Genomic DNA, 22,688 nt, shown 5'->3' with positions numbered 1-22,688 from the left:
TCACGCGTTGGGCCGCAACGTCCACCGCACGGTGACCTCGCCGGTGACCCGCTGCTCGCCGTCGCGGATCTCGCAGCGCACCGGGAACTCGGGACGCTCGCCCGCGTCGAGCTCCGCGACGACCTCGGCGGCCGGACGGCCCAGCGTCGCCTCGACGGTCAGCGGGCCGAGCGCCAGCTTGCGGTAGCGGATCTCGGAGTGCACCACCAGCGGCGTGGCCCGCTCCAGCTGCGCGGCGAACGCGGCCAGCCCGACGGCGCCGGAGGCCGTCTCCGCGAGCCCGAACATGACGGCGGCGTGCGGGCCGCCGACGTGGTTGCGCTGGTCCTCCCGGTCGGGCAGCTCGCACACCACGCGGTCCGCGGCGACCTCCCGGAACTCGATCCCGGCCGTGGCGACCCACGGCACCGTCTTCTTCATGGCGTCGGCCACCCAGCCGTAGTCAGCAGTCATGCCGCACATGTTACTCATGGGTAACCCGGTCGCCCGCGGCACCTGCGACCGGTCCCGAGTGTCCGGACGAAGTGGACTGATCGGCCCCGGCCCCGGGCTCGTCGGCCGCGGAGCCACCGCTGCGGAACGTGTCCTGGAACCCCGCCGGATCCACGGGCACCATGGACTGATGGTGCTGCTCGCCGACGTCGTCGCGACCTCCGCGGCGGTCGCGGCCACCCGCTCACGCAAGGCGAAGACCAGCGCGATCGCCGACCTGCTGGCCCGCCTGGACGACGCCGAGGTGAACCCGGCGACGGCCCTGCTGGCCGGGGAACTGCCCGGCGGCCGGGCCGGGGTCGGCTGGTCCGCGCTGTCCGCGCTGGACGTCGAACCGGCGTCCGAACCGACGTTGACCGTCACCGACGTCGCCGCGGCCGTCGACGGGCTGCGGTCGATCCGCGGCTCCGGCTCGGCTCGGCGCCGCGCCGACGCGCTCGACGAGCTGCTCGGCAGGGCCACCGCGCGGGAACAGGACTTCCTGATCCGCCTCCTCGGCGGCGAGCTGCGCCAGGGCGCGCTGGAGGGCGTGATGATCGAGGCGGTCGCGGCCGCCGCCGGGGTGCCGACCGAACCGGTGCGCCGCGCGTTCATGCTCTCCGGCCAGCTGCCCGTCACCGCGGCGGAGGCGCTGCGCGGCGGGGAACCCGCGCTCGCCGCGTTCCACCTGCGGGTCGGCAGACCGGTGCGCCCGATGCTCGCCTCCCCCGCCGACGACCTGGATTCCGCGCTGTCCGGCGACGTCAGCGTCGAGTACAAACTGGACGGTGCCCGCATCCAGGTGCACCGCGACGGCGCCGAGGTCCACGTCTACACCCGGACGCTGCGCGAGATCACCTCGGCCGTGCCGGAACTGGTGGACCTGGTCCGCGGCCTGGACTGCCGGTCGATCGTGCTCGACGGGGAGACCCTGGCGCTCGACGACTCCGGCCGTCCCCGCCCGTTCCAGGAGACCATGGGCCGCTTCGGTGCCCAGAACCCGCGGGACCTGCTGCTGTACCCGTACTTCTTCGACTGCCTGCACCTGGACGGCGCGGACCTGCTGGACCTGCCGCTGCGCCGACGGCTGGACGCGCTGGAGCGGGCCGCGCCGGCGCACCGCATCCCCGCGGTGCTGTCCCCCACCGCCGAACGGGCCGCGGAACTGCTCGACGAGGCGCTGGCCGCCGGTCACGAGGGCGTGATGGTCAAGGACCTGGACTCGCCGTACGCGGCGGGCCGCCGCGGGCGGGCGTGGCGCAAGGTCAAACCCGAGCACACCCTGGACCTGGTGGTGCTGGCCGCCGAGTGGGGCCACGGGCGCCGCCGCGGCCTGCTGTCCAACCTGCACCTGGGCGCGCGCGATCCGGACGGCGGCCCGCCGATCATGGTGGGCAAGACCTTCAAGGGCCTCACCGACGAACTGCTCGCCTGGCAGACCGCCGAGTTCCTGCGCCGGGAGACCCACCGCGACGCACACACCGTGCACGTCGTCCCGGACCTGGTGGTGGAGGTGGAACTCGACGGCGTGCAGACGAGCACCCGCTACCCGGGCGGCGTCGCGCTGCGCTTCGCCCGCGTCCTGCGCTACCGCCCGGACAAGGACGCGGCCTCTGCGGACACCGTCGAGGCGGTCCGCGCGATGCTCCCCCGGGGGTGACATCCTGGACGGCATGAGCAGCAACGAACCCGACGAAGTCGGCTCGATCGACATCGGCCCCGGCACCATCGACCCGCACGAGTTCCAGGTGCAGCCGCACGCCGTCGAACCGGACTACTACCTCGCGGTCCTGCTGCTGGAGTCCACATCGGACGATCCCGGGCACCGCCCGTTGTACGAGGAGTCCTTCGTGCTGGTCAAGGCCGAGTCCGAGGAGGAGGCCCGGGAGAAGGCCACCGACCATGGCAAGGAGCTGCAGACCTCCTACGAGGACGAGCACCACCGCCCGGTCACCTGGCACTTCAAGGAGCTCGTCGAGGTCCGCGCGCTGGAGGACACCACCTTCGACGACGGGACGGAACTGTTCAGCCGCTTCTTCCGCGACTACGCCGCCTACCGCACCCTCAACACCGAGGACGTCTGAGGGACCGAACTTCCAACTCGTTGTGCGTGGCGGTGCCGGGAGCGGAACCTCAGCGGCCCGCCCGTCGCCCGACCACCGGTCCCCCATGGAGGCGCTGCGCGCCGCGGTCACATCGGCTCCGGGAGCCCTCCCGGTACGTCCGGTTCCGTCCAGATGGGTTACGCGGGCCTCGGCGACACGTACGATGGTGAGACGTGCGGTTCTTGAACGGGCAGCAGCCCACCACTGACCTGACCTACGACGACGTCTTCCTGGCGCCCCGGCGCTCGGGCGTCGAGTCCCGTTTCGACGTGGACCTCGCCACCTGCGACGGCACCGGGGCCACCCTGCCGATCGTGGTGGCCAACATGACGGCCGTCGCGGGTCGCCGGATGGCCGAGACGGTCGCGCGGCGCGGCGGCCTGGTCGTGCTGCCGCAGGACGTGGATCCGAGCGCGGTCGCCGAGATCGTGTCCTGGGTGAAGGCGCGGCACGCGGTGTGGGACACCCCGCTGGTGCTGCACGCCGACGACGCGGTCGCCGACGCCCTCAACCTCCTCCCGAAGCGCGCGCACGGCGCGGTCGTCGTGGTCGACGACGACAACCGCCCGCTGGGCGTGGTCGACGAGGCGGCCTGCACCGGTGTCGACCGCTTCGCGCGGGTGGGCGAGGTCGCCGACCGCCACCCCGTGGTGCTGCCGCTGGAGACCGAACCGCGCGAGGTGTTCGAGCAGCTGGACAAGCAGGCCCGCGGCGTCGCGCTGGCGGTCGACGGCGAGGGGCGCCTGGCGGGCATCATGACCAGTCGCGGCGCGCTGCGCGCCGAGATCTACACGCCCGCGCTCGACGACTCCGGACGGCTGCGCGTCGCGGCCGCGATCGGGGTCAACGGCGACGTGGCGGCGAAGGCGTCCGCGCTGCTGGAGGCCGGTGTCGACACGCTGGTGGTGGACACCGCGCACGGCCACCAGGAGAAGATGATCACCGCGCTGCGCGCCGTGCGCGCGGTGGGCCCGCGGGTGCCCGTCGTCGCCGGGAACGTGGTGACCGCCGAGGGCGTGCGCGACCTGGTGGAGGCCGGTGCGGACGTGGTCAAGGTCGGCGTCGGCCCGGGCGCGATGTGCACGACGCGGATGATGACCGGCGTCGGCCGCCCGCAGTTCTCCGCGGTCGCCGAGTGCGCCGCGCAGGCCCGCGAGCTGGGCAAGCACGTCTGGGCCGACGGCGGCGTGCGGCACCCGCGCGACGTGGCGCTGGCGGTGGCCGCCGGCGCGGCGTCGGTGATGGTCGGCTCCTGGTTCGCCGGGACCTACGAGTCCCCCGGCGACCTGCAGCGCGACGAGCACGGCCGCGCCTACAAGGAGTCGTTCGGGATGGCGTCCAAGCGCGCCGTGTCCGCCCGGACCCGCACCGACAGCGGCTTCGACCGGGCGCGCAAGGCCCTGTTCGAGGAGGGCATCTCCAGCTCCCGGATGCGGCTGGACCCGCAGCGCCCGGGGGTGGAGGACCTGCTCGACGAGATCACCTCGGGGCTGCGCTCGTCGTGCACCTACGCGGGTGCGCGCAGCCTGGAGGAGTTCCACGAGCGCGCCGTGGTCGGCATCCAGTCCGCGGCCGGTTTCGCCGAGGGCCGTCCGCTGCCGTCCGGCTGGTGACCGGGGCGGGGCCCGGGACCGCGCGACGGCCCCGGGCCCCGTTCGGCCTCACGGGGTGAACTCGCCCTCCAGCATCTCCGTGACCAGGGCCGCGATCGGCGAGCGCTCCGACCGGGCCAGCGTCACGTGCGCGAACAGCGGGTGGCCCTTCAACTTCTCGATCACCGCGGCCACGCCGTCGTGCCTGCCGACCCGGAGGTTGTCGCGCTGCGCGATGTCGTGGGTGAGCACGACCCGCGAGTTCGCCCCGAGCCGGGAGAGCACGGTCAGCAGCACGTTGCGCTCCAGCGACTGCGCCTCGTCGACGATGACGAACGAGTCGTGCAGCGACCGGCCGCGGATGTGGGTCAGCGGCAGCACTTCGAGCATGCCCCGGTCCATGACCTCGTCGAGGACGTTCTCGCTGACCAGGGCGCCCAGCGTGTCGAACACCGCCTGCGCCCAGGGCTGCATCTTCTCGTTCTCGGTCCCCGGCAGGTAGCCGAGTTCCTGACCGCCGACCGCGTACACCGGGCGGAACACCACGACCTTGCGGTGCTGGCCGCGCTCCAGGACGGCCTCCAGGCCCGCGCACAGCGCCAGCGCCGACTTGCCGGTGCCGGCCCGCCCGCCCAGCGACACGATGCCGACCTCGGGGTCGAGCAGCAGTTCCAGCGCGATGCGCTGTTCCGCGGAGCGGCCGTGCAGCCCGAACGCCTCGCGGTCGCCGCGCACCAGCTTGACCCGCTTGTCCGCGGTGACGCGCCCGAGGGCGCTCTGCGACCCGGCCAGCAGCCGGACCCCGGTGTTCGCGGGCAGCTCGCGCGCGTCGTCGAGGTCGGCGACGCCCTCCTTGAACAGCGCGTCCACCGAGTCGGGCGGCGCGTCGAGGTCGGCCATCCCGGTCCAACCGGACGACACCACGTCCTGCGCGCGGTACTCCTCGGCGTCCAGCGCCACCGCGGCCGCCTTGACGCGCAGCGGCATGTCCTTGGTCACCAGCGTGACCCGGCGTCCTTCGGCGGCCAGGTTCAGCGCGCAGGCCAGGATCCGGGAGTCGTTGGAGTCGGTGCGGAAGCCGGGCGGCAGCACCTCCGGGTCGGAGTGGTTGAGCTCCACGTGCAGGTTGCCGCCGGAGTCGCCCACCGGCACCGGCTCGTCCAGGCGCCCGTGGCGGATGCGCAGGTCGTCGAGGGTGCGCAGGGCCTCTCTGGCGAACCAGCCGAGTTCGGGGTGGTGGCGCTTGGCTTCCAACTCACCGATCACCACCACCGGCAGCACCACGCTGTGCTCGGCGAACCGGGCCATCGCCCAGGGATCGGACAACAGCACCGAGGTGTCCAGGACGTAGGTGCGGATCTCGGCGCCGGGGCTGGTCGCGGTGCGGGCGGAGACGTCTGGGCGCTCCGCGTGCGGCTGGGAACGTCGTGCGGTCACGGCTACTCCCTCGCGGATGTGCTGCGCACACCCGCTCGTCGGCGGGCCGGGCCTGTCCCTGCCTGGCCTCGGCCGGACCGCGTCCGCCGTTGCCGCCAGGGCCGGGCACCGGCCCCTCGCGACCACGGTGGACGGTGCAACCGCCCGCTCCGGCCTTCCGCCACGGTCAGGGCCTCCCCGGACGGGCCGCGTACGGACTGGCTGGAACGGCCCGTCACAGCGCACGCTACCTGCGTGATCCGCTCTCAGCAGGCAGCCACTTAGGTGATTCACCGAATGGTCAGCCGCGCGTTCCGGAATGCTCGCATCCGCTCGTCCCGGCGACGCCACGACCTCGGATTTCCGCGCTCCGACAGGGCGAGGCGCAGGCTCCGGACCGGGCTCCCGACCGCCACCGACCAGGCACGGCGAGTGGTCGAAGGCCGACCGCACTAGTCCGTTCGAGTGAAGCGCGACCGCGGAACGGCATCCGGACGTCAACCCCCTCGCACGCGGAAACCCCACCTCCGAACGGCGCGAGCCCATTCGGCGCCGCGCTCCAAGTCAACTGCGGGACATTACTAGGGCTTCCGCGAACCCCCGCACCGGGGTACGTTTCCTACAACGCCAAAACCTGCGAATTTGTCGGCGCAATCAAAAACGCGGTCGAACCGGCAAACAAATCACACGATGGTGTTAATCAGGTTTTGTTTCGCCGACCCGACTCGATATGTTCTCGACCTGGGTGCTCCCCGAACGAAACCGCTGCGGTCGCAGCGGGGGGACTCCGCACTTGTCTTCATCCCATCCAACAAGGAGCAACCGACGTGCTGAAGAAGGCAGCGATCATCGCCGGTGCGGCTGCCGGCCTGATGGCCCTGGCCCCGGTCGCCAACGCCGACACGGCCGACAACGACGGCATCAACCTGCTCAACGACAACGACCTGAGCGTTCTGCCGGTTCAGGTCTGCAACTCCAACGTCGCCGTCCTGGGGGCGATCGTGCCGATCCTGTCGCCGCAGACCGGCGACTGCGTCAACGCGCCGGTGGTCGACCACCCCAGCGCCTGAGACGCGACATCGTCGCCGTCTGGCGGGGCGATTCCGGTCGCCGAAATAGGCGCCGGCGTGGTTCCGGCGCTTGTTTTTGCTCGCCATTCGCCCAATCGCCCCGTCGGACGGCACCCGTTTCCGACGTGACGATTTCGTGATCACACGAAAGTGTGATGAACGAGGGAACTCCGGCACGTCACCGGCGCTTTCCAGTCGGGAACGAGCAGACTTGACCGGCATCTCGACATCCGCGCCAAAAAGCGCGGCGGAGAGGCGCCACGATTCCGCGGTAAATCGAAGGAGAGTGAACCCCGTGCTGAAGAAGGCAGCGATCATCGGCGGTGCCGCTGCCGGCCTGATGGCCCTGGCCCCGGTCGCCAACGCCGACACGGCCGACAACGACGGCATCAACGCCGTCGACGACAACAACGTCAGCGTGCTGCCGATCCAGGCGTGCAACGACGACGTGGCCGCTGCTATCGGCGTCATCGTGCCGGTCGCGTCGCCGCAGACCGGTGACTGCGTCAACGCCCCGGTCGTCGACCACCCCAGCGCCTGAGGTCGACCACCGCACTTCCCCCCTTGACGAGAAAGGCCAGGCCGCGCGGCCTGGCCTTTCCTCATGCCTACCCGCCGAAACGGCGGTGGCGGACCGCGTAGTCGCGCAGCGCTCGCAAGAAGTCGACGCGGCGGAACGCGGGCCAGTACGCCTCGCAGAACCAGTACTCCGAGTGCGCCGACTGCCAGAGCATGAAGCCGGACAGCCGCTGCTCCCCGGACGTGCGGATCAACAGGTCCGGATCCGGCTGGCCAGACGTGTAGAGGTGCTCGGCGATGTGGTCGACGGTCAGCACCTCGGCCAGTTCCTCGATCGTGGTGCCCGCCTCGGCGTGCTGTTGCAGCAGCTTGCGCACCGCGTCGGCGATCTCCCGACGCCCGCCGTAGCCGACCGCCACGTTGACCTGCATCCCGGTGTGTCCCTTGGTCCGCAGCGCGGCGGCCGACAGCCGCGCGGCGGTCTCGGTCGGCAGCAGGTCGAGCGCACCGACGATCCGCACCTGCCACGAGGTGGCCGGGTCGGTGAGGTCGTCGACGACCCCGGCGATGATCTCCAGCAGCGCCTCGATCTCCTCGGAGGTGCGGTTGAGGTTGTCGGTGGACAACAGCCACAGGGTGACGACCTCGACCTGCGCTTCCTCGCACCAGCCGAGGAGTTCGGCGATCTTGCGCGCGCCCGCGCGGTGCCCGTGCGCGGCGTCCAGCCCCGCCTCGCGGGCCCACCGCCGGTTGCCGTCCAGGATCACGCCGACGTGCCGGGGGTGCTGGAGTCCATCGAGCTTGCGTCGCAGTCGCCGCTCGTAGATGTCGTAGACGAGTTCCTTCAGCCGAACCTTGAGCGCCACGCCCGATGAGACTACGCGGACGCCGCGGGCGCCCCGACTCCTCCCTGACTTCTCCGCTGCGGCGCACGTCACTCCTGCCCCAACTTACGGTCCCGTAACCTCGGTCCCGTGACTTCCGCTCTCTCCGCACGACGACCGACCGCGTTCATCAAGCCCCGGATGCGCGGCTGGATCCACCTGTGGTCCCTCGTGGTAGCCGCGCTCGCGGGAGCGGTGCTGATCTCGCTGGCCGCCGCAACGGTGTCGGCCGAGGCCGCTGCCGGTACCTCGATCTACGTCGCCACCGTGCTCGGTCTGTTCGGGGTCAGCGCCCTGTACCACCGCAAGACCTGGAAGACCGTCGGCGCCCGGACGTGGATGCGCCGGCTGGACCACTCGATGATCTTCCTGTTCATCGCGGGCACCTACACGCCGTTCGCGATGCTGGCCATGGCGCCGACGACCGGGACGCTGGTGCTGGCGATCGTGTGGGGCGGTGCGCTCGGCGGCGTGGCCCTCAAGCTCGCGTGGCCGAACGCACCGCGCTGGGTGGGTGTCCCGGTGTACATCGCGCTGGGCTGGGTCGCGGTCTTCGTGCTGCCCGACCTGCTGCACCACGCGGGCGTCGCCGCTCTGGTCCTGCTCCTGGTCGGCGGCCTGCTCTACACGGTCGGAGCGATCTGCTACGCGACGCGGCGGCCGGACCCGTGGCCCCGGACGTTCGGCTACCACGAGTTCTTCCACGCGGCGGTGTCGCTGGCCGCGATCTGCCACCACGTCGCGATCTGGCTCGCCCTGTACGCCTGACCACCCGGCAACGACTACCGGGTCAGGTCAGGGTCAGGGCGGCAGCGAGCTCCTCCGCCGTGGTGACCGGGCGGTCGCAGACGTAGCCCCGGCACACGTAGGCCGCGGCGGCCCCGTCCACCAGCGGTCGTCCGGCCAGCAGCGGCACGCCGGTCGCCTCCGGTTCTCCGGCGAGGGCCACCGATCCTCCCGGAGCGTGGTGGCGCGCCGCGGCGATCAGGGCCGCGCGGTCGTCGGCGCCGGCCTCGCCCGCCACGACGACCTGGAGCGGTCCGTGCGCCCGCGCCTCCGCTGCGGCCAGCCAGTGCCCCGCGAAGCGGGGTGCCCGCTGCGCGAGCAGCCCGACGCGCGACAACGCCCGCTCGGCCGCGTCCCGGTAGCGCCGCGAGGCGTCCGGCCCGGCCAGCGCGGAAGCGGTGAGCAGCGCGGCGGTGACGGCCGAAGCACCGGCGGGACTGGCGTTGTCGGTGGGGTCGCTGGGACGCCGGACGAGGTCCTCGGCGTCCGCGGCCGTGTCGAAGAACATCCCGGGGTGTTCGGGGTCGGCGAAGTGCTCCAGGGCGCTGTCCAGCAGACCGCACGCGGCGTCGAGCCAGCGCGGTTCGCCGGTGGCCTGGTGCAGCGCGAGCAGGCCGTCCGCGAAGCAGCCGTAGTCCTCCAGGACGCCCGCGGCGGTGCCGACGACGCCGTCGCGGCTGGTGCGGCGCAGGCGGCCGTCCACCAGGTGCAGGTCGAGGAGGAGTTCGGCGGCGCCTCGGGCCGCTTCCCACCAGCGCGGTTCGTCCAGCGCGGTGGCCGCCTCGACCAGGCCGGTGATCGCCAGGCCGTTCCAGGCGGTGACGACCTTGTCGTCCTTGCCGGGCTGCGGCCGCTGCTCGCGGGCCTCGCGCAACACGTCGCGGACCCGCCGCCAGCGCGCCGGGTCGTCGGGGTCGTGCCGGAGCTGGAGCGTGGACGTGCCGTGTTCGAAGGTCCCGGACTCGGTCACCCCGAACAGTTCGGCGGCCCAGTCGCCGTCCGCCGCACCGAGCACCTCGCGCAGCTGCTCGCGGGTCCAGACGTAGGTGAGGCCCTCGACCCCCTCGGTGTCGGCGTCCAGCGAGGCGGCGAAGCCGCCCTCCGGAGTCCGCAGGTCCCGCAGCAGGAACTCGGCGGTCTCCCGGGTCACCCGCTCGGCCAGCGGGCCGCGGCCGAGCCGGGCCAGGTGCGCGTACGCGCGCAGCAGCAGCCCGTTGTCGTAGAGCATCTTCTCGAAGTGCGGCACGACCCAGCCCGCGTCGACGCTGTAGCGCGCGAACCCGCCCGCGAGCTGGTCGTGGACACCGCCGCGCGCCATCGCCTCGCAGGTCGCCTCGGCGAGTTCGAGCGCGGAACGACCGCTGCCCGCCGCGGCGACGCGTTCGTGGTGGCGCAGCAGGAACTCCAGCACCATCGACGGCGGGAACTTCGGCGCGCCACCGAATCCGCCGTGCTCGGAGTCGAATTCGGCGTGCAACCGGGACACCGCCGATGCCAGGACTTCCTCGTCCACGATGGACTCCGGCAGCGCCGACCGCTGCGCGGACAGCTGCTCGACCACCCGGGACGCGGCCTTGCGCACCTCCACCCCGCGGGACGACCACGCCTGGACGACCGCGTCGAGCAGCTGGCGGAACGACGGCATGCCGTGCATCGGCGCGGCCGGGTAGTAGGTGCCGCAGTGGAACGGCTCGCCGTCGGGGGTGAGGAAGCAGGTCATCGGCCAGCCGCCCTGACCGGTCATGGCCTGGGTGGCCTCCATGTAGACCGCGTCGATGTCCGGGCGCTCCTCGCGGTCCACCTTGATGTTCACGAAGTGCTCGTTCATCACGCGCGCGGTCTCGGCGTCCTCGAAGGACTCGTGCGCCATGACGTGGCACCAGTGGCACGCCGCGTAGCCGACCGACAGCAGCACCGGCACGTCGCGCCGCCGCGCCTCCGCGAACGCCGCCTCCGACCAGGGCCACCAGTCGACCGGGTTGTCGGCGTGCTGGAGCAGGTAGGGGCTGGTCGCGTCAGCTAGCCGGTTCGCCATGGCTCCCAGCCTCCCACTCGCCCGGAACGGGCGCACCCACCTGGTGGCGCGCTACGAGCCGGTGGAGTCGTCCTTTTCGGACTCGCCGGTCCGCTCGCCGGGTTCCCCGGTCTCCTCGCGAACGGCGCGGGCCGGGGCCGCCGCCTCGGCGCGCTTCTCGTCGAACGTCACGGGGACCCGCTTGAGGTGCTTGGTCATCGACCTGACCAGGAAGACCACCGCGATCGCGAAGACGACCAGCAGCAGCAGCCCGACCGGCGAGGACTTGCCGAAGTCCTCGCCCTGGCCACCCGGGTCGTTGGGCGACGGCGGCGCCTGCGCCAGGACCAGGGCGACGGTCGGCTGGGCACTCATGCGCACACCTTCTCTTCGACGCCGGAGAACAGGTCGTCCTCCGGCAGCGTGGTGTCGACCAGCGAGCGCACCAGCTCGTAGTCCTCGGTCGGCCACAGCTCGCGCTGGATGTCGAGCGGGACCGCGAACCAGCGGCTGTTGGGGTCGATCTGGGTCGCGTGGGCGCGCAACGCGTCGTCACGCGCCTCGAAGTACTCGCCGCACTCGACGCGCGTGGTGACGCGCGTGTCGGGATCGGGCCGGGAGGCGTCCCACTTCTGCAGCCACTCGCCGTACGGCGAGTCCATGCCGCGCTCCAGCAGGGCGTCGTGGAACAGCTGCATGCGCCGCCGGGAGAAGCCGTGCGAGTAGTACAGCTTGAGCGGCTGCCAGGGCTGCCCGGCGTCCGGATGCAGGTCGGGGTCCCCGGCCGCGTCGAAGGCGGCGACCGAGACCTCGTGGCAGCGGATGTGGTCCGGGTGCGGGTAGCCGCCGTTCTCGTCGTAGGTGATCACCACGTGCGGGCGGAACTCGCGCATCACCGCGACCAGTTCGCGGGTGGACGTCTCCAGTGGAACGTTGGCGAAGCAGCCCTCCGGCAGCGGCGGAGGCGGGTCGCCCTCAGGCAGGCCGGAGTCGACGAACCCGAGCCAGCGGTGCCGCACGCCGAGGATCTTGGCGGCCTCGGCCATCTCCTCCCGCCGGATCGCGGGCAGGTTCGCCACCACTTCCGGCCGGTCCATGGCCGGGTTGAGGATGCTGCCGGCCTCCCCTCCGGTGCACGTGACCACCATCACGTCGTGGCCCTCGGCCACGTACCGCGCCGTGGTCGCGGCTCCCTTGCTGGACTCGTCGTCCGGATGCGCGTGCACCGTCATCAGACGCAGCTTGTCCGCCATCGCCCGGCTGTCCCTCCCGCTCGCAGCATGTGTTCCGCTAGACCGGCCCCGCTTGAACAACCGCAGGACACCCCAGGGATACTCAACGTGGACGTCGACCCACATTGTTCCCGGCGGGACCGACGTCCTCGGCGCCAGCCCCCGCGGTGCGGGGCCTGGGCCACACGAGAGCCCCGCGGGGCGCCAGCACACGTTCGTCGAGAGGCTGCCAGGCCGGTGACGCAACAGCAGATCCCGGAGGACCGGTACGGGTCGCGCGCGCGGACCAAAGCGCGCCCCGGGCTGCTGTGGTCGCTGGTCGCGGTGGTGCTCGTCGGACTCGTCGGCGTCGCCTACCTCGGCTACCGCAACCTCGGCAGCGCGCCCATCGAGGGCAAGCAGACCGCGTTCCAGGTGGTGGACGACCACGCCGTGAACATCACCGTCGAGGTCCAGCGCGACGACCCGCGGCGCCCGGCCGAGTGCGTCGTGCGCGCCCTGGCCCGCTCCGGCGAGGAGGTCGGGCGCAAGGAAGTCCTCATCCAACCTGCGGATGGCGTCACCAGGCAGGACACTGTGCTGCGAACCTCCGCCCGAGCGATCGTCGGGGAGGTGTACGGCTGCTCTTACGACGTTCCTGAATACCTGACCACCCACACGAGGCCAACTGGGTGATTACAGCCGTACCGCGCCGGGAAACGGAAAAATCCGACGCCCGGGCGTGGTACTTCGTGCTATCGTCGTCTTCAGCACGGCCCCGCGCGGGCCGTGTTTTTCCGTTCCTGGCGAGACTGACAAGGCCGGACGGGGAGTTGTTGGCCCGCGAGAGAGCGCGGAGCCGCCGTCGACGAGGAGTGGTGACCGTGAGCGAGACCCAGGTGACCTGGCTGACCCAGGATGCTTACGACCGGCTCAAGGGGGAGCTGGACGAGCTCGTGGCCAACCGCCCGGTGATCGCCGCGAAGATCAACGAGGCCCGCGAGGAGGGCGACCTCCGCGAGAACGGCGGGTACCACGCGGCGCGCGAGGAGCAGGGGCAGATCGAGTCCCGGATCCGCCAGCTCCAGGAGCTGCTGCGCACCGCCAAGGTCGGCGACGTTCCCACGGAGTCGGGCGTCGCCAAGCCCGGCTCGGTGCTGACCGTCCGCTACGAGGGCGAGGACGAGACCGAGCAGTTCCTGCTCGCGACCCGCGAGGAGGGCGCGCACGGCGAGCTGGAGGTCTACTCCCCCAACTCCCCGCTGGGCAAGGCCCTGCTGGACGCCAAGGAAGGCGAGACCAGGGAGTACGAACTGCCCAACGGCGGCACCATGAAGGTGACCCTGATCAAGGCCGAACCGTTCGCCCCGTGACTGACCGGGGACGCCCGGCGACGGGCCTGCTCACACGTGGCAGGGGCTGGCGGAGCTCATCGCTCCGCCAGCCTTTCCAGTAGTGGGCGGACTCGCGGCGGCACCGGGGTCGACAGGGCGATCGACGTCGAGGTGCGCAGGACCTCCGGGACCGCGACCACCTTGTCGATGACGCGCTGCAGGTCGGCGTTGGAGCGGGCCACCATGCGGACGAAGAGGTCGCCCTGGCCCGTCGTCGCGTGCACCTCGCACACCTCGTCGATGGAGGCGAGTCGCTCGGCGACCGAGGCGCGGGCCCCCTGGGCGATCTCCAACCACGCGAACGCCGTCAGCCCGTAACCCATGGCGGCGAGGTCCAGGTCGGGCGGGAAGCCCCGGAGGATGCCGCGCTGGACCATCCGGTCCAGCCGGGCCTGCACGGTGCCGCGCGCGACGCCCAGCCGCCGGGAGCACTCCAGCACCCCGAGGCGGGGTTCGTCGGAGAGCAGCAGCAACAACCGGGCGTCCAGCGAGTCCATGCCGTCGGCGTTGACAGCCACGTCCCACCTCTCTCGATCGTTCTCGCGGTGAACTGGATCAGATCCTGGTCAGATTGACCAGCGGAATCAACATCTGTTGCCCATGATGTCCGGTCGGCGCACGCTGGCTCCTGTCGCGGGAATCGCGCAGATCGGGGGGCCACCGTGACCGAGACCACCAAGCAGGGCGGACAGCTGGACGACGTCACCTTCGACCAGATGCGCCAGCTCGTCGGGCTGGTCGAGCACGATCCGTCGAAGGACCCGTTCCCGGTGAAGGCGCTGGACGCCGTGGTGTTCGTGGCCGGGAACGCGACCCAGAGCGCGCTGTTCTACCAGGTCGCGTTCGGCATGGAACTCGTCGCCTATTCCGGCCCGGAGACCGGCAACCGCGACCACAGGGCGTTCGTGCTCCGGTCCGGATCGGCGCGTTTCGTGCTCAAGGGCGCCGTCGACCCGGACAGCCCGCTCGCCGACCACCACCGCAGGCACGGTGATGGTGTCGTCGACCTCGCGCTGGAGGTGGCCGACGTCGACAAGTGCGTCGCGCACGCACGGGCGCAGGGCGCGACCGTGGTCGAGGAGCCGCACGACGTGTCCGACGAGCACGGCGCGGTGCGGACGGCGGCGCTGGCCACCTACGGCGAGACGCGGCACACGCTGGTCGACCGCAGCCGCTACACCGGGCCGTACCTGCCGGGATACGTCACCAGGCAGGGCGGCCACGTGCCCCCGCCGGGGGCGCCGAAGCGGTTGTTCCAGGCCGTCGACCACTGCGTCGGCAACGTCGAGCTCGGCCGGATGGACGAGTGGGTCGCGTTCTACAACCGCGTGATGGGCTTCGTGAACATGGCCGAGTTCGTCGGCGACGACATCGCCACCGAGTACTCGGCACTGATGAGCAAGGTCGTCGCCAACGGCAACCACCGGGTCAAGTTCCCGCTCAACGAGCCCGCCGCGGGCCGCCGGAAGTCGCAGATCGACGAGTACCTGGAGTTCTACCGCGGTGCGGGCTGCCAGCACATCGCGCTGGCCACCGGAGACATCATCGGCACGGTGTCGGCGATGCGGGAACGCGGGGTGGAGTTCCTGGCGACCCCGGACGCCTACTACGAGGACCCGCAGCTGCGGGCCCGCATCGGCGAGGTCCGGGTGCCGATCGAGACGTTGCAGCAGCACGGCATCCTGGTCGACCGCGACGAGGACGGTTACCTGCTGCAGATCTTCACCCGGCCGATCGGCGACCGTCCGACGGTGTTCTTCGAGCTCATCGAGCGGCACGGCTCGCTCGGCTTCGGCAAGGGCAATTTCAAGGCCCTGTTCGAGGCGATCGAGCGGGAGCAGGCGTTGCGCGGCAACCTCTGAGTCAGCGTTCGTCGACCACGGCGAATCCCGCGGACTCCAGCTTGGCGACCACGCGTTGCCGGTGCTCGGGTCCGCGGGTCTCCAGGCTGATCTCGACGTCGACCTCGCCGAGCGCCAGCGCACCGGAGATCCGCGAGTGCTCGATGTCGAGCACGTTCGCCTCCAGCTCGCCGAGCCGGGCGAGCAGCCCGGCCAACGCGCCCGGCCGGTCCGGCAACCGGACGCGCAACGACAGGTACCGGCCGGCCGAGGTCATGCCGTGGCGGATCAGTTGCAGCATCAGCAGCGGGTCGATGTTCCCCCCGGAGAGCACCGCGACCGTTGGTGCCACGACCTGCTCGGGGTGCTGCAACAGCGCCGCCACCGCAGCGACGCCCGCCGGTTCGACGACCAGTTTCGCGCGCTCCAGGCAGAGCAGGAGTGCTCGGGACAGCGTCTCCTCGCTGACCGTCAGCATTCCGTCGACCAGTTCGGAGACGTGCTCGTAGGTGACCGTTCCCGGTTCGGAGACGGCGATCCCGTCGGCCATCGTGTGGGTTTCCAGCAGCCGCAAAGGTTTTCCCGCGGCCAGCGACGGCGGCCAGGCCGCGGCCTGCTCCGCCTGCACCCCGAGCACGCGCACGTGCGGATTCTCCGCCTTGATCGCGGCAGCGATGCCCGAGATCAGGCCGCCCCCACCGGTCGGCACCACGACCGTGCACACCTCCGGCAGCTGCTCCAGGATCTCGCGGCCGACCGTGCCCTGGCCCGCGATGATGTCCGGGTGGTCGAAGGGGTGGATGAACTCGGCGCCGGTGCGTTCGGCGTGTTCCCGCGCCGCCGCGAGGGTCTCCTCCAGCACCGCCCCGAAGGGACGGACGTCGGCGCCGTACGAGGCGGTCGCCGCGAGCTTCGGCAGCGGCGCTCGCTCCGGCATGAACACGGTGGAGCGGATGCCGAGCAGGGACGCCGCCAGCGCGACGCCCTGCGCGTGGTTGCCCGCGCTGGCCGCGACCACACCGGCGGACCGGCGCGACTCGTCCAGCGCGCGCAGCCGCACGTACGCCCCGCGCAGTTTGAACGAACCGGTGCGCTGCAGGTTCTCGCACTTCAGGTGGACCTCGCCGCCGCAGTGCGCGGCGAGCACCCGGGAATGTTCGAGCGGAGTACGTCGCGCGACCCCGACGAGCTGCTGCCCGGCCGCGCGGATGTGGTCCGGATCGACCAGCGGCATGGGCCAATCGTGCCACCGCGACGAGCCGCCCACTCGTGGAGGCGTTGGGTACCCTCGTAGAACCGCTTCGCGCCGGGCGGAGTCCCGGCGCGACCTCGGTCTCCGGGAGGGAGCATGACGCGGCTGACCCCAGCGAGCGGCGCTTTTCCGCTGGTCACCGGCATTGTCGCGGCGGCAGCTCTGTCCGGGGCGGCGGTTTTCGCGGTGCTGCACTCCGGGTGCGACGACCCCGGTGCGTACCGGGCGCACGACGGCGTCGTGGAACTGGTCGGCGGTTGCCTGCAGCCCGACGACCTCCCGGTCACCCCGAAGGCTCCCGGCCCGGTGCGCCCGCTCGGCGACGTCGATCCGGCGCTCGCCCGCTGAACCGGCCACCCGCTCGGCCGGGCCGCTTCATGGAACCGCGTAACCCGGTCGGGCGGTGGATTTCAGCCGGACGTGTGTCAGCCCAGAGCGGTGAGGATGTCGTCGACGAGGTCGGCGGCGTCCTCGATGCCGACGGACAGGCGCACGAGTTCCGCCGGCACCTGGAGCATCGAGCCCGCGGTGCTGGCGTGCGTCATCCGGCCGGGGTGCTCGATCAGCGACTCGACACCGCCGAGGGACTCGGCCAGCGTGAACAGGCGCGTGCGGGCGCAGACGTCCAAGGCCGCCTGCTCGCCGTCGACGTGCGTGAACGAGACCATGCCGCCGAAGTGGCGCATCTGCTTCGCGGCCACTTCGTGCCCGGGGTGGTCCTCCAGTCCCGGGTAGAAGACCTTCGCGACCTTGGGGTGGCCGCTGAGCGCCGCCACGACGCGTTCGGCGTTCGCGCTGTGCCGCTCCATCCGCACCGCCAGCGTCTTCAGCCCCCGCAACGTCAGCCACGCGTCGAACGGGCCGGGCACCGCGCCCGCGCTGTTCTGCAGGAACGCCACCTGCTCGGCCAGCTGCTCGTCGGAGGTGACGACCGCGCCACCGACCACGTCGGAGTGCCCGCCGAGGTACTTCGTCGTCGAGTGCACCACGACGTTGGCCCCGAGTTCCAACGGCTGCTGGAGGTACGGCGACGCGAAGGTGTTGTCCACCACCAGCTTCACGCCGGAGTCGCGGCACACCTGCGCCAGCGCCGCGATGTCGGCGATGTTGAGCAGCGGGTTGGTGGGCGTCTCGATCCAGACCACCTTGGTGTTCGGCCGGATCGCCGCGCGCACCGCGTCCACATCGGACAGCGGGACCGGGGTGTAGTCCACTCCCCAACCGGAGAGCACCTTGTCGACCAGCCGGAACGTGCCACCGTAGGCGTCATCCGGGATGACCAGGTGGTCACCGGGGCGCAGCGTGGCGCGCAGCACCGCGTCGGTCGCCGCCATGCCGGAGGCGAAGGCCCGGGCGAACCGGCCGCCCTCCAGCGCCGCCAGGCACTCCTCCAGCGCCGTGCGGGTGGGGTTCCCGGTGCGGGAGTACTCGTAGCCGGCGCGCTGCCCGCCGACCCCGTCCTGCGCGTAGGTCGACGTCGCGTGGATCGGCACGATGACCGACCCGGTCGTCGGATCTGCGTCCTGGCCCGCGTGAATCGCGCGGGTGGCGAAGCCGTCACTCATGTGGAGCAGCGTACGGGCTCCGACCGGCTCAGCCGACCCGGCCCGCCGGACCGCACCGGGTGCCGCCTCGGATCCGGGCCGCTAGACCGTTCGGGGAGATTGTCCGCCTCGAACGGGTACTACTGATCGCGGACGACGTGGGCGGGAGGGCTTGCGGTCCTAGCGTTCCTCCCCGGCAGACAAACGATCACCGAGTCGGGATGTGGAATGCGAACCATAGGTCTGTTGGACAAGGCCGCCAAGGCGCTCGTCTCCGCCGTTTTCGTCGGCGCCCTGATGCCCGCCGCCGCCTCCGCTGCTCCGGACCGGTCCACCGGCGTCATCGACGAGGCGGACCGGATCATGAACGACACCTACGAGGAGTTCGCCGCGGAACCGCACCGACCGCCGTTCGACTGGTCGACGGACGGGTGTTCCGTTCCGGTGGCCCCGGAACTGATCCCCTGGAACGCCACCTTCCGCCCGGCCTGCGTGCAGCACGACTTCGGGTACCGCAACTACGGCGGCGGGGGCGAGCTCCAGCTCAGCCCCACCCGGGAGACGAAGAACTGGATCGACGGCCGGTTCCGGGAGGAGATGGGGCGCATCTGCCGGCCGCGGCTCGACGCGCCCGCGTGCCTGAGCGTGGCCAACGTCTACTACCAGGCGGTGCAGCACTTCGGCGGTCACGCCTTCTTCGGCTGATCACCGGCACCACGCAGAACGGCCCCCGACTCGGTCGGGGGCCGTTCTGCTGCGTTCAGGTCGTCACCACTGCGGCGGCTGCTGGCCGGGAGGCGGCGGGAAGCCGCCTGGCTGCTGGCCGAAGCCCTGCGGCGGCTGGCCCGGCTGGCCGAAGCCCCCCGGCTGCTGCCCGAAACCGCCCTGGGGAGGCTGGCCGGGCTGCTGGCCGAAGCCCTGCGGCTGCTGCCCCGGCTGACCGAAGCCACCCGGCTGGCCGGGCGGCGGGCCGAAGCCACCAGCAGCGGCCGGAGCGGGCGCACCGGCACCGGTACCGGCGGCGACCCACTCGCGGGTGCCCGGCAGGAAGGCGAGGGTGGCGATGCCGGCCGCGATCACGAACACGATCAGGCCGATCGGGTTGAAGGCCACGATCATCCCGATGAGCGCCAGCAGCGCGATGGCCGCGGCCGGGACACCGGCCATCAGCGGGCCCGCGGACTTGCGCTTCAGGATGAACACACCGCCCACGATCATCACGATGCTGGCGATGATCTCGACGATCAGCAGCGTGATCGGGACGCCCATGGACGGCGCCTTGACGCCGTACTGCTCCGCCATCTTGGACAGGCTGCTCATCGTGCTGATCAGGCCGATCAACCCGATGATCTCCAGGAGCACCATGAGACCGCCCGCACCGATCGCGGACCACGCCGCGGCCATGCCCAGGCCCTGGTTGCCGCCCTGCGCGGCCTGGCCGTACGGGGACTGGCCGTACGGGCTCTGGGCCTGCGGAGCGGGTGCGCCGAAGCCGGGCTGGGCCTGCGGCGCCGGGAAACCACCGCTGGGGCTCGGCATCCCCTGCGGCTGCGCCGGGAAACCGCCCGGCTGGCTCTGGGTGCCGGGCTGCTGGTACATCGGCTGCGGCGGCTGCATCGCCGGCGGCACCATCGCGGTGGCGTCGTTCCCGCCGCCCTGACCGGACAACCCGGGCTGCTCGTACATCGGCTGCGGCGGCTGCATCGCCGGCGGCACGACCTGCGTGGAGTCGGACGACTGCTGCTGCCCCTGCGGCGGCTGGGCCGGGCGAACGACCTGGGTCGCGTCAGCGGATCCCTGACCGGTGTCCTGCTGGTTGTTCGGGGCGCCGCCCGGCTGCTCGCCGGCTCCCTGCGGCTGCTGCCCCTGCTGGCCGCCGTCCGGCGGCTGCGGAGAGCTCATCGGGTGTCCTAACCCCCTTGGGCTTGATGCGGAAGTCCGTGGGCATGCGTCGAGCACACGCTAGCTGATCGAACAGCAGCGTAGTGCCGTTCCGTGACAAGTCGTCATCGACCGGCGATGAATCCAAGCACATCCTGGCGGGTCACCACGCCGGCAGGCTTTCCGCCGATCAGCACCATGGCCCCGTCCGCGTTCTCCAGCGCCGCCATCGCCGCGCTGACCTCCTCGCCCGCGCCGATGGTCGGCAGCGGCGGGGACATGTGCGACTCGACGCGGTCGGCCAGGTTCGCGTGGCCCGCGAACAGCGCGTCCAGCAGGTCGCGCTCGTTGACCGCGCCGACCACCTCGGCGGCCATGATCGGCGGTTCCGCGCTGACCACCGGCATCTGCGAGACCTGGAACTCGCGCATGATCGCCACCGCCTCGGCGACCGTCTCGTTCGGGTGCACGTGCACCAGTTCGGGCAGCGTGCCGTCCTTGCGGCGCAGGACGTCGCCGACCGAGCCGCCGCTGTGGTCGGGCGAGAGGAAACCGTACGAGGCCATCCAGGAGTCGTTGAAGACCTTGGTCAGGTAGCCCCGGCCGCCGTCCGGCAGCAGCACGACGACCACGTCGTCGGGCCCGGTGGACTCGGCGACCTTCAGCGCCGCGGCGACCGCCATCCCGCACGAGCCGCCGACCAGCAGCGCCTCCTCCTGGGCCAGGCGCCGGGTCATGCCGAACGAGTCGGCGTCGGAGACGGCGACGATCTCGTCGCACACCTGGCGGTCGTAGGTGGTCGGCCAGAAGTCCTCGCCCACGCCCTCGACCAGGTACGGGCGTCCCTTGCCGCCGGAGTACACCGAGCCCTCCGGGTCGGCGCCGATGATCTTCACCCGGCCACCGGAGATCTCCTTGAGGTACCGACCGGTGCCGGAGATCGTGCCGCCGGTGCCGATGCCCGCGACGAAGTGCGTCACCCGCCCGCCGGTCTGCTCCCAGATCTCCGGGCCGGTGGAGCGGTAGTGCGACTCCGGGTTGGCCGGGTTGGAGTACTGGTCGGGCTTCCACGCACCCTCGATCTCGGTGACCAGGCGGTCCGAGACGGAGTAGTAGGAGTCCGGGTGCTCCGGCGCCACGGCGGTGGGGCACACCACGACCTCGGCGCCGTACGCCTTGAGGACGTTGCGCTTGTCCTCGCTGACCTTGTCCGGGCAGACGAACACGCAGCGGTACCCCTTGCGCTGCGCGATCATCGCCAGCCCGACGCCGGTGTTGCCCGACGTCGGTTCCACGATCGTCCCGCCCGGCCGCAGCTCGCCGGACTCCTCGGCGGCCTCGACCATCCGCAGCGCGATCCGGTCCTTCACGCTGCCGCCCGGGTTCAGGTATTCGACCTTGGCCAACACCGGTGTCCGCCCCGCGGCCACCGAGTTCAGCCGCACCAACGGGGTGTTGCCGACCAGGTCGGCGACGTGCTCGACGTAGTCCACGCTCCGGCCCCTCAATCCCTTGACATCGCTGCTCGCAGACTGTGCCGCATGAGCCTAATCTCCTGCTCATGAGGCGTCCCGGGCGGCGTCGGTGACGACGCACGGTCACGGAACCAACCCCGAGCCGGGGACGTTTCACCCGTGAGGGGGTCTGCGGGAGGAGACCGGATGTTCGCGGCGAGAGCACTGCGGCTCGCTCTGCTGGCGGCGGGGACCGCCGGAGGTCTCTCCGGCGCGGCCTACGGACTGCTCAACGGCCAGTCCGCGTACGCGCGCCGAGTGATCGGCGAGCCGGACAACGACCCGCTGCGCGCCGACGGCGTGCACCTGCCGGACGGCAGCGGCCCGGTGCCGCGGGGCGAGCTCGACCCGGGCGCCGAACCGCTGGAGTTCGCGGTGCTCGGCGACTCGGCGGCCGCCGGGCTCGGGGTGGACTTCCCCGACGACCTGCCCGGGGTGCGGCTGGCGCGCGGGCTCGCCGAGGAACTGGACCGCCCGGTGTCGCTGAGCACGCACGCGATCGTCGGCTGCACCTCGCAGGAGCTGGCCAGCCAGGTGGACGCGGCGCTGGTGCGGCGGCCGGAGCTGGTGCTGATCATCATCGGCGCCAACGACGTCACCTCGAAGCTGCCGGTGGCCCGCTGCGCCGAGCTGCTCGGCGAGTCGGTGACGCGGCTGGTGGGCGGCGGGGTGTCGGTGGTCGTCGGGACCTGCCCGGACCTCGGGTCGATCCGGCCGATCCCGCAGCCGCTCCGGTCCATCGCGCGGCACTGGAGCCTCGCGCTCGGCCGCGCGCAGCGGCGGATCGTCGAGTCGGCGGGCGGGCACGCCGTGCCGCTGGCGGACCTGCTGTCGCCGGAGTTCCTCACCCGGCCCGCGGAGTTCTTCAGCCCCGACCGGTACCACCCGTCGGCGGCCGGGTACGAGGCCGCGGTGGGCATCCTGCTGCCGGTGCTGTGCTCGGCGATCGGCCGCTGGGAAGGCGGCCCGCTGCCGTCGGCGCCCACCCGGTCGTCGGCCGCCGAGGCGCGGCGGCCCACGCGGCGGATCGTGGCGCGGCTCAACCGCAGGCTGCGCCCGCGGGTGCAGTAGCTCACGTACCGGCCGGTCGGTTGGCCTATTGTCCGGGGCGCGGCACCCCGTCAAGATGGCCACGACGTTCGTGAGCGGAGGCCGCCGGTGGGCGCCCGCTCCCGGTGAACGAAGGAGTTCCCA

General features: G+C 71.9%; 23 protein-coding genes. 12 read left to right on the top strand and 11 right to left on the bottom strand.

All coding sequences use genetic code 11. The features are described 5' to 3' along the window. A complete protein-coding gene (locus tag NV263_RS03650; protein WP_263251049.1) occupies positions 1-453 on the bottom strand; it encodes a DUF4442 domain-containing protein in 453 nt (150 codons plus the stop codon). 169 nt (positions 454-622) lie between these two features. Here NV263_RS03650 and NV263_RS03645 point away from each other — a divergent pair, with 169 nt between their 5' ends. From NV263_RS03645 to NV263_RS03635, 3 genes are all read left to right on the top strand, one after another. Further along, complete coding sequence (locus tag NV263_RS03645; protein ID WP_263251048.1) at positions 623-2,131, top strand: ATP-dependent DNA ligase; 1,509 nt, start codon at positions 623-625, stop codon at positions 2,129-2,131. A gap of 13 nt (positions 2,132-2,144) precedes the next feature. Continuing rightward, positions 2,145-2,555: a DUF4288 domain-containing protein gene (locus tag NV263_RS03640; RefSeq protein ID WP_263251047.1), complete on the top strand. Its 411-nt coding sequence runs from the start codon at positions 2,145-2,147 to the stop codon at positions 2,553-2,555. Positions 2,556-2,749: 194 nt separating this feature from the next. Then, positions 2,750-4,189, top strand: coding sequence for a GuaB1 family IMP dehydrogenase-related protein (locus tag NV263_RS03635; RefSeq protein WP_263251046.1), 1,440 nt, complete (start codon positions 2,750-2,752; stop codon positions 4,187-4,189). Positions 4,190-4,237: 48 nt separating this feature from the next. Here NV263_RS03635 and NV263_RS03630 read toward each other — a convergent pair whose 3' ends face one another. Beyond that, complete coding sequence (locus tag NV263_RS03630; RefSeq protein ID WP_263251045.1) at positions 4,238-5,605, bottom strand: PhoH family protein; 1,368 nt, start codon at positions 5,603-5,605, stop codon at positions 4,238-4,240. An 806-nt stretch (positions 5,606-6,411) separates the two neighbouring features. Here NV263_RS03630 and NV263_RS03625 point away from each other — a divergent pair. Further along, entirely contained in the window at positions 6,412-6,654 is a 243-nt protein-coding gene (locus NV263_RS03625; protein WP_263251044.1) for a hypothetical protein, read from the top strand. Positions 6,655-6,949: 295 nt separating this feature from the next. Then, positions 6,950-7,195, top strand: coding sequence for a hypothetical protein (locus NV263_RS03620; protein WP_263251043.1), 246 nt, complete (start codon positions 6,950-6,952; stop codon positions 7,193-7,195). 67 nt (positions 7,196-7,262) lie between these two features. Here the strand turns inward: NV263_RS03620 and NV263_RS03615 are convergent, their stop codons facing one another. After that, positions 7,263-8,039 carry an isoprenyl transferase gene (locus tag NV263_RS03615; RefSeq protein ID WP_263251042.1) on the bottom strand — a complete coding sequence of 259 codons (777 nt, stop codon included), beginning with the start codon at positions 8,037-8,039 and terminating at the stop codon, positions 7,263-7,265. Between the two features lie 108 nt (positions 8,040-8,147). Here NV263_RS03615 and trhA point away from each other — a divergent pair, with 108 nt between their 5' ends. Next, positions 8,148-8,825, top strand: a complete 678-nt coding sequence (trhA, locus tag NV263_RS03610; RefSeq protein ID WP_345601333.1) for a PAQR family membrane homeostasis protein TrhA — start codon at positions 8,148-8,150, stop codon at positions 8,823-8,825. Between the two features lie 22 nt (positions 8,826-8,847). On the opposite strand, the gene NV263_RS03605 is transcribed toward trhA, so the two are convergent. From NV263_RS03605 to mca, 3 genes are read right to left on the bottom strand one after another with little or no spacing between them, the layout of a single operon-like run. Beyond that, positions 8,848-10,878, bottom strand: coding sequence for a thioredoxin domain-containing protein (locus NV263_RS03605; protein ID WP_263251041.1), 2,031 nt, complete (start codon positions 10,876-10,878; stop codon positions 8,848-8,850). A 51-nt stretch (positions 10,879-10,929) separates the two neighbouring features. After that, the gene (locus NV263_RS03600) at positions 10,930-11,232 is read right to left on the bottom strand and encodes a hypothetical protein (RefSeq protein WP_263251039.1); all 303 of its coding nucleotides are present in this window, start codon (positions 11,230-11,232) and stop codon (positions 10,930-10,932) included. Further along, entirely contained in the window at positions 11,229-12,110 is an 882-nt protein-coding gene (gene mca / locus NV263_RS03595) for a mycothiol conjugate amidase Mca (RefSeq protein WP_263251038.1), read from the bottom strand. Before mca ends, NV263_RS03600 begins: the two co-directional genes overlap by 4 nt. Positions 12,111-12,326: 216 nt before the next feature. Between mca and NV263_RS03590 the strand changes: the two genes are divergently transcribed. Then, positions 12,327-12,764 carry a DUF4307 domain-containing protein gene (locus tag NV263_RS03590; protein ID WP_263251037.1) on the top strand — a complete coding sequence of 146 codons (438 nt, stop codon included), beginning with the start codon at positions 12,327-12,329 and terminating at the stop codon, positions 12,762-12,764. A 188-nt stretch (positions 12,765-12,952) separates the two neighbouring features. Further along, the gene (gene greA / locus NV263_RS03585) at positions 12,953-13,441 is read left to right on the top strand and encodes a transcription elongation factor GreA (protein WP_263251036.1); all 489 of its coding nucleotides are present in this window, start codon (positions 12,953-12,955) and stop codon (positions 13,439-13,441) included. Between the two features lie 56 nt (positions 13,442-13,497). Here greA and NV263_RS03580 read toward each other — a convergent pair whose 3' ends face one another. Beyond that, entirely contained in the window at positions 13,498-13,959 is a 462-nt protein-coding gene (locus NV263_RS03580) for an Lrp/AsnC family transcriptional regulator (protein ID WP_263254037.1), read from the bottom strand. Positions 13,960-14,178: 219 nt separating this feature from the next. Between NV263_RS03580 and hppD the strand changes: the two genes are divergently transcribed. Next, a complete protein-coding gene (hppD, locus tag NV263_RS03575; RefSeq protein ID WP_263254036.1) occupies positions 14,179-15,324 on the top strand; it encodes a 4-hydroxyphenylpyruvate dioxygenase in 1,146 nt (381 codons plus the stop codon). 1 nt (position 15,325) lies between these two features. Here hppD and ilvA read toward each other — a convergent pair whose 3' ends face one another. Next, on the bottom strand, positions 15,326-16,537 hold the full coding sequence (ilvA, locus tag NV263_RS03570; protein WP_263251035.1) for a threonine ammonia-lyase: 1,212 nt from the start codon (positions 16,535-16,537) through the stop codon (positions 15,326-15,328). 114 nt (positions 16,538-16,651) lie between these two features. On the opposite strand from ilvA, the gene NV263_RS03565 reads away from it, so the two are divergent. Further along, positions 16,652-16,903: a hypothetical protein gene (locus tag NV263_RS03565; RefSeq protein ID WP_263251034.1), complete on the top strand. Its 252-nt coding sequence runs from the start codon at positions 16,652-16,654 to the stop codon at positions 16,901-16,903. A gap of 77 nt (positions 16,904-16,980) precedes the next feature. On the opposite strand, the gene NV263_RS03560 is transcribed toward NV263_RS03565, so the two are convergent. Then, the gene (locus NV263_RS03560) at positions 16,981-18,120 is read right to left on the bottom strand and encodes a cystathionine gamma-synthase (RefSeq protein WP_263251032.1); all 1,140 of its coding nucleotides are present in this window, start codon (positions 18,118-18,120) and stop codon (positions 16,981-16,983) included. Positions 18,121-18,327: 207 nt separating this feature from the next. Between NV263_RS03560 and NV263_RS03555 the strand changes: the two genes are divergently transcribed. Further along, complete coding sequence (locus tag NV263_RS03555) at positions 18,328-18,804, top strand: phospholipase (RefSeq protein WP_263251030.1); 477 nt, start codon at positions 18,328-18,330, stop codon at positions 18,802-18,804. Between the two features lie 63 nt (positions 18,805-18,867). Here NV263_RS03555 and NV263_RS03550 read toward each other — a convergent pair whose 3' ends face one another. Then, entirely contained in the window at positions 18,868-20,001 is a 1,134-nt protein-coding gene (locus tag NV263_RS03550) for a hypothetical protein (RefSeq protein WP_263251029.1), read from the bottom strand. 104 nt (positions 20,002-20,105) lie between these two features. Then, complete coding sequence (locus NV263_RS03545) at positions 20,106-21,473, bottom strand: cystathionine beta-synthase (protein ID WP_263251028.1); 1,368 nt, start codon at positions 21,471-21,473, stop codon at positions 20,106-20,108. Between the two features lie 168 nt (positions 21,474-21,641). Here NV263_RS03545 and NV263_RS03540 point away from each other — a divergent pair, with 168 nt between their 5' ends. Then, complete coding sequence (locus NV263_RS03540) at positions 21,642-22,565, top strand: SGNH/GDSL hydrolase family protein (protein WP_263251026.1); 924 nt, start codon at positions 21,642-21,644, stop codon at positions 22,563-22,565. Positions 22,566-22,688: the final 123 nt, after the last annotated feature.

It is taken from the genome of Saccharopolyspora rosea (assembly GCF_025643595.1).
GTDB classification, from domain to species: Bacteria; Actinomycetota; Actinomycetes; order Mycobacteriales; family Pseudonocardiaceae; genus Saccharopolyspora; species Saccharopolyspora rosea.
Note: the sequence above shows the minus strand (reverse complement) of the source record. Positions and strands in the feature narration are given on the sequence as shown.

Coding starts and splice junctions, on each gene's coding strand:
- NV263_RS03560 (WP_263251032.1), bottom strand. CDS start 18,120: ATGAGTGACGGCTTCGCCACCCGCGCGATTCACGCGGGCCAGGACGCA.
- NV263_RS03565 (WP_263251034.1), top strand. CDS start 16,652: ATGACGCGGCTGACCCCAGCGAGCGGCGCTTTTCCGCTGGTCACCGGC.
- NV263_RS03640 (WP_263251047.1), top strand. CDS start 2,145: ATGAGCAGCAACGAACCCGACGAAGTCGGCTCGATCGACATCGGCCCC.
- NV263_RS03650 (WP_263251049.1), bottom strand. CDS start 453: ATGACTGCTGACTACGGCTGGGTGGCCGACGCCATGAAGAAGACGGTG.
- hppD (WP_263254036.1), top strand. CDS start 14,179: ATGCGCCAGCTCGTCGGGCTGGTCGAGCACGATCCGTCGAAGGACCCG.
- NV263_RS03540 (WP_263251026.1), top strand. CDS start 21,642: ATGTTCGCGGCGAGAGCACTGCGGCTCGCTCTGCTGGCGGCGGGGACC.
- NV263_RS03555 (WP_263251030.1), top strand. CDS start 18,328: ATGCGAACCATAGGTCTGTTGGACAAGGCCGCCAAGGCGCTCGTCTCC.
- mca (WP_263251038.1), bottom strand. CDS start 12,110: ATGGCGGACAAGCTGCGTCTGATGACGGTGCACGCGCATCCGGACGAC.
- NV263_RS03605 (WP_263251041.1), bottom strand. CDS start 10,878: ATGGCGAACCGGCTAGCTGACGCGACCAGCCCCTACCTGCTCCAGCAC.
- NV263_RS03580 (WP_263254037.1), bottom strand. CDS start 13,959: ATGGACTCGCTGGACGCCCGGTTGTTGCTGCTGCTCTCCGACGAACCC.
- NV263_RS03600 (WP_263251039.1), bottom strand. CDS start 11,232: ATGAGTGCCCAGCCGACCGTCGCCCTGGTCCTGGCGCAGGCGCCGCCG.
- NV263_RS03550 (WP_263251029.1), bottom strand. CDS start 20,001: ATGAGCTCTCCGCAGCCGCCGGACGGCGGCCAGCAGGGGCAGCAGCCG.
- NV263_RS03645 (WP_263251048.1), top strand. CDS start 623: ATGGTGCTGCTCGCCGACGTCGTCGCGACCTCCGCGGCGGTCGCGGCC.
- ilvA (WP_263251035.1), bottom strand. CDS start 16,537: ATGCCGCTGGTCGATCCGGACCACATCCGCGCGGCCGGGCAGCAGCTC.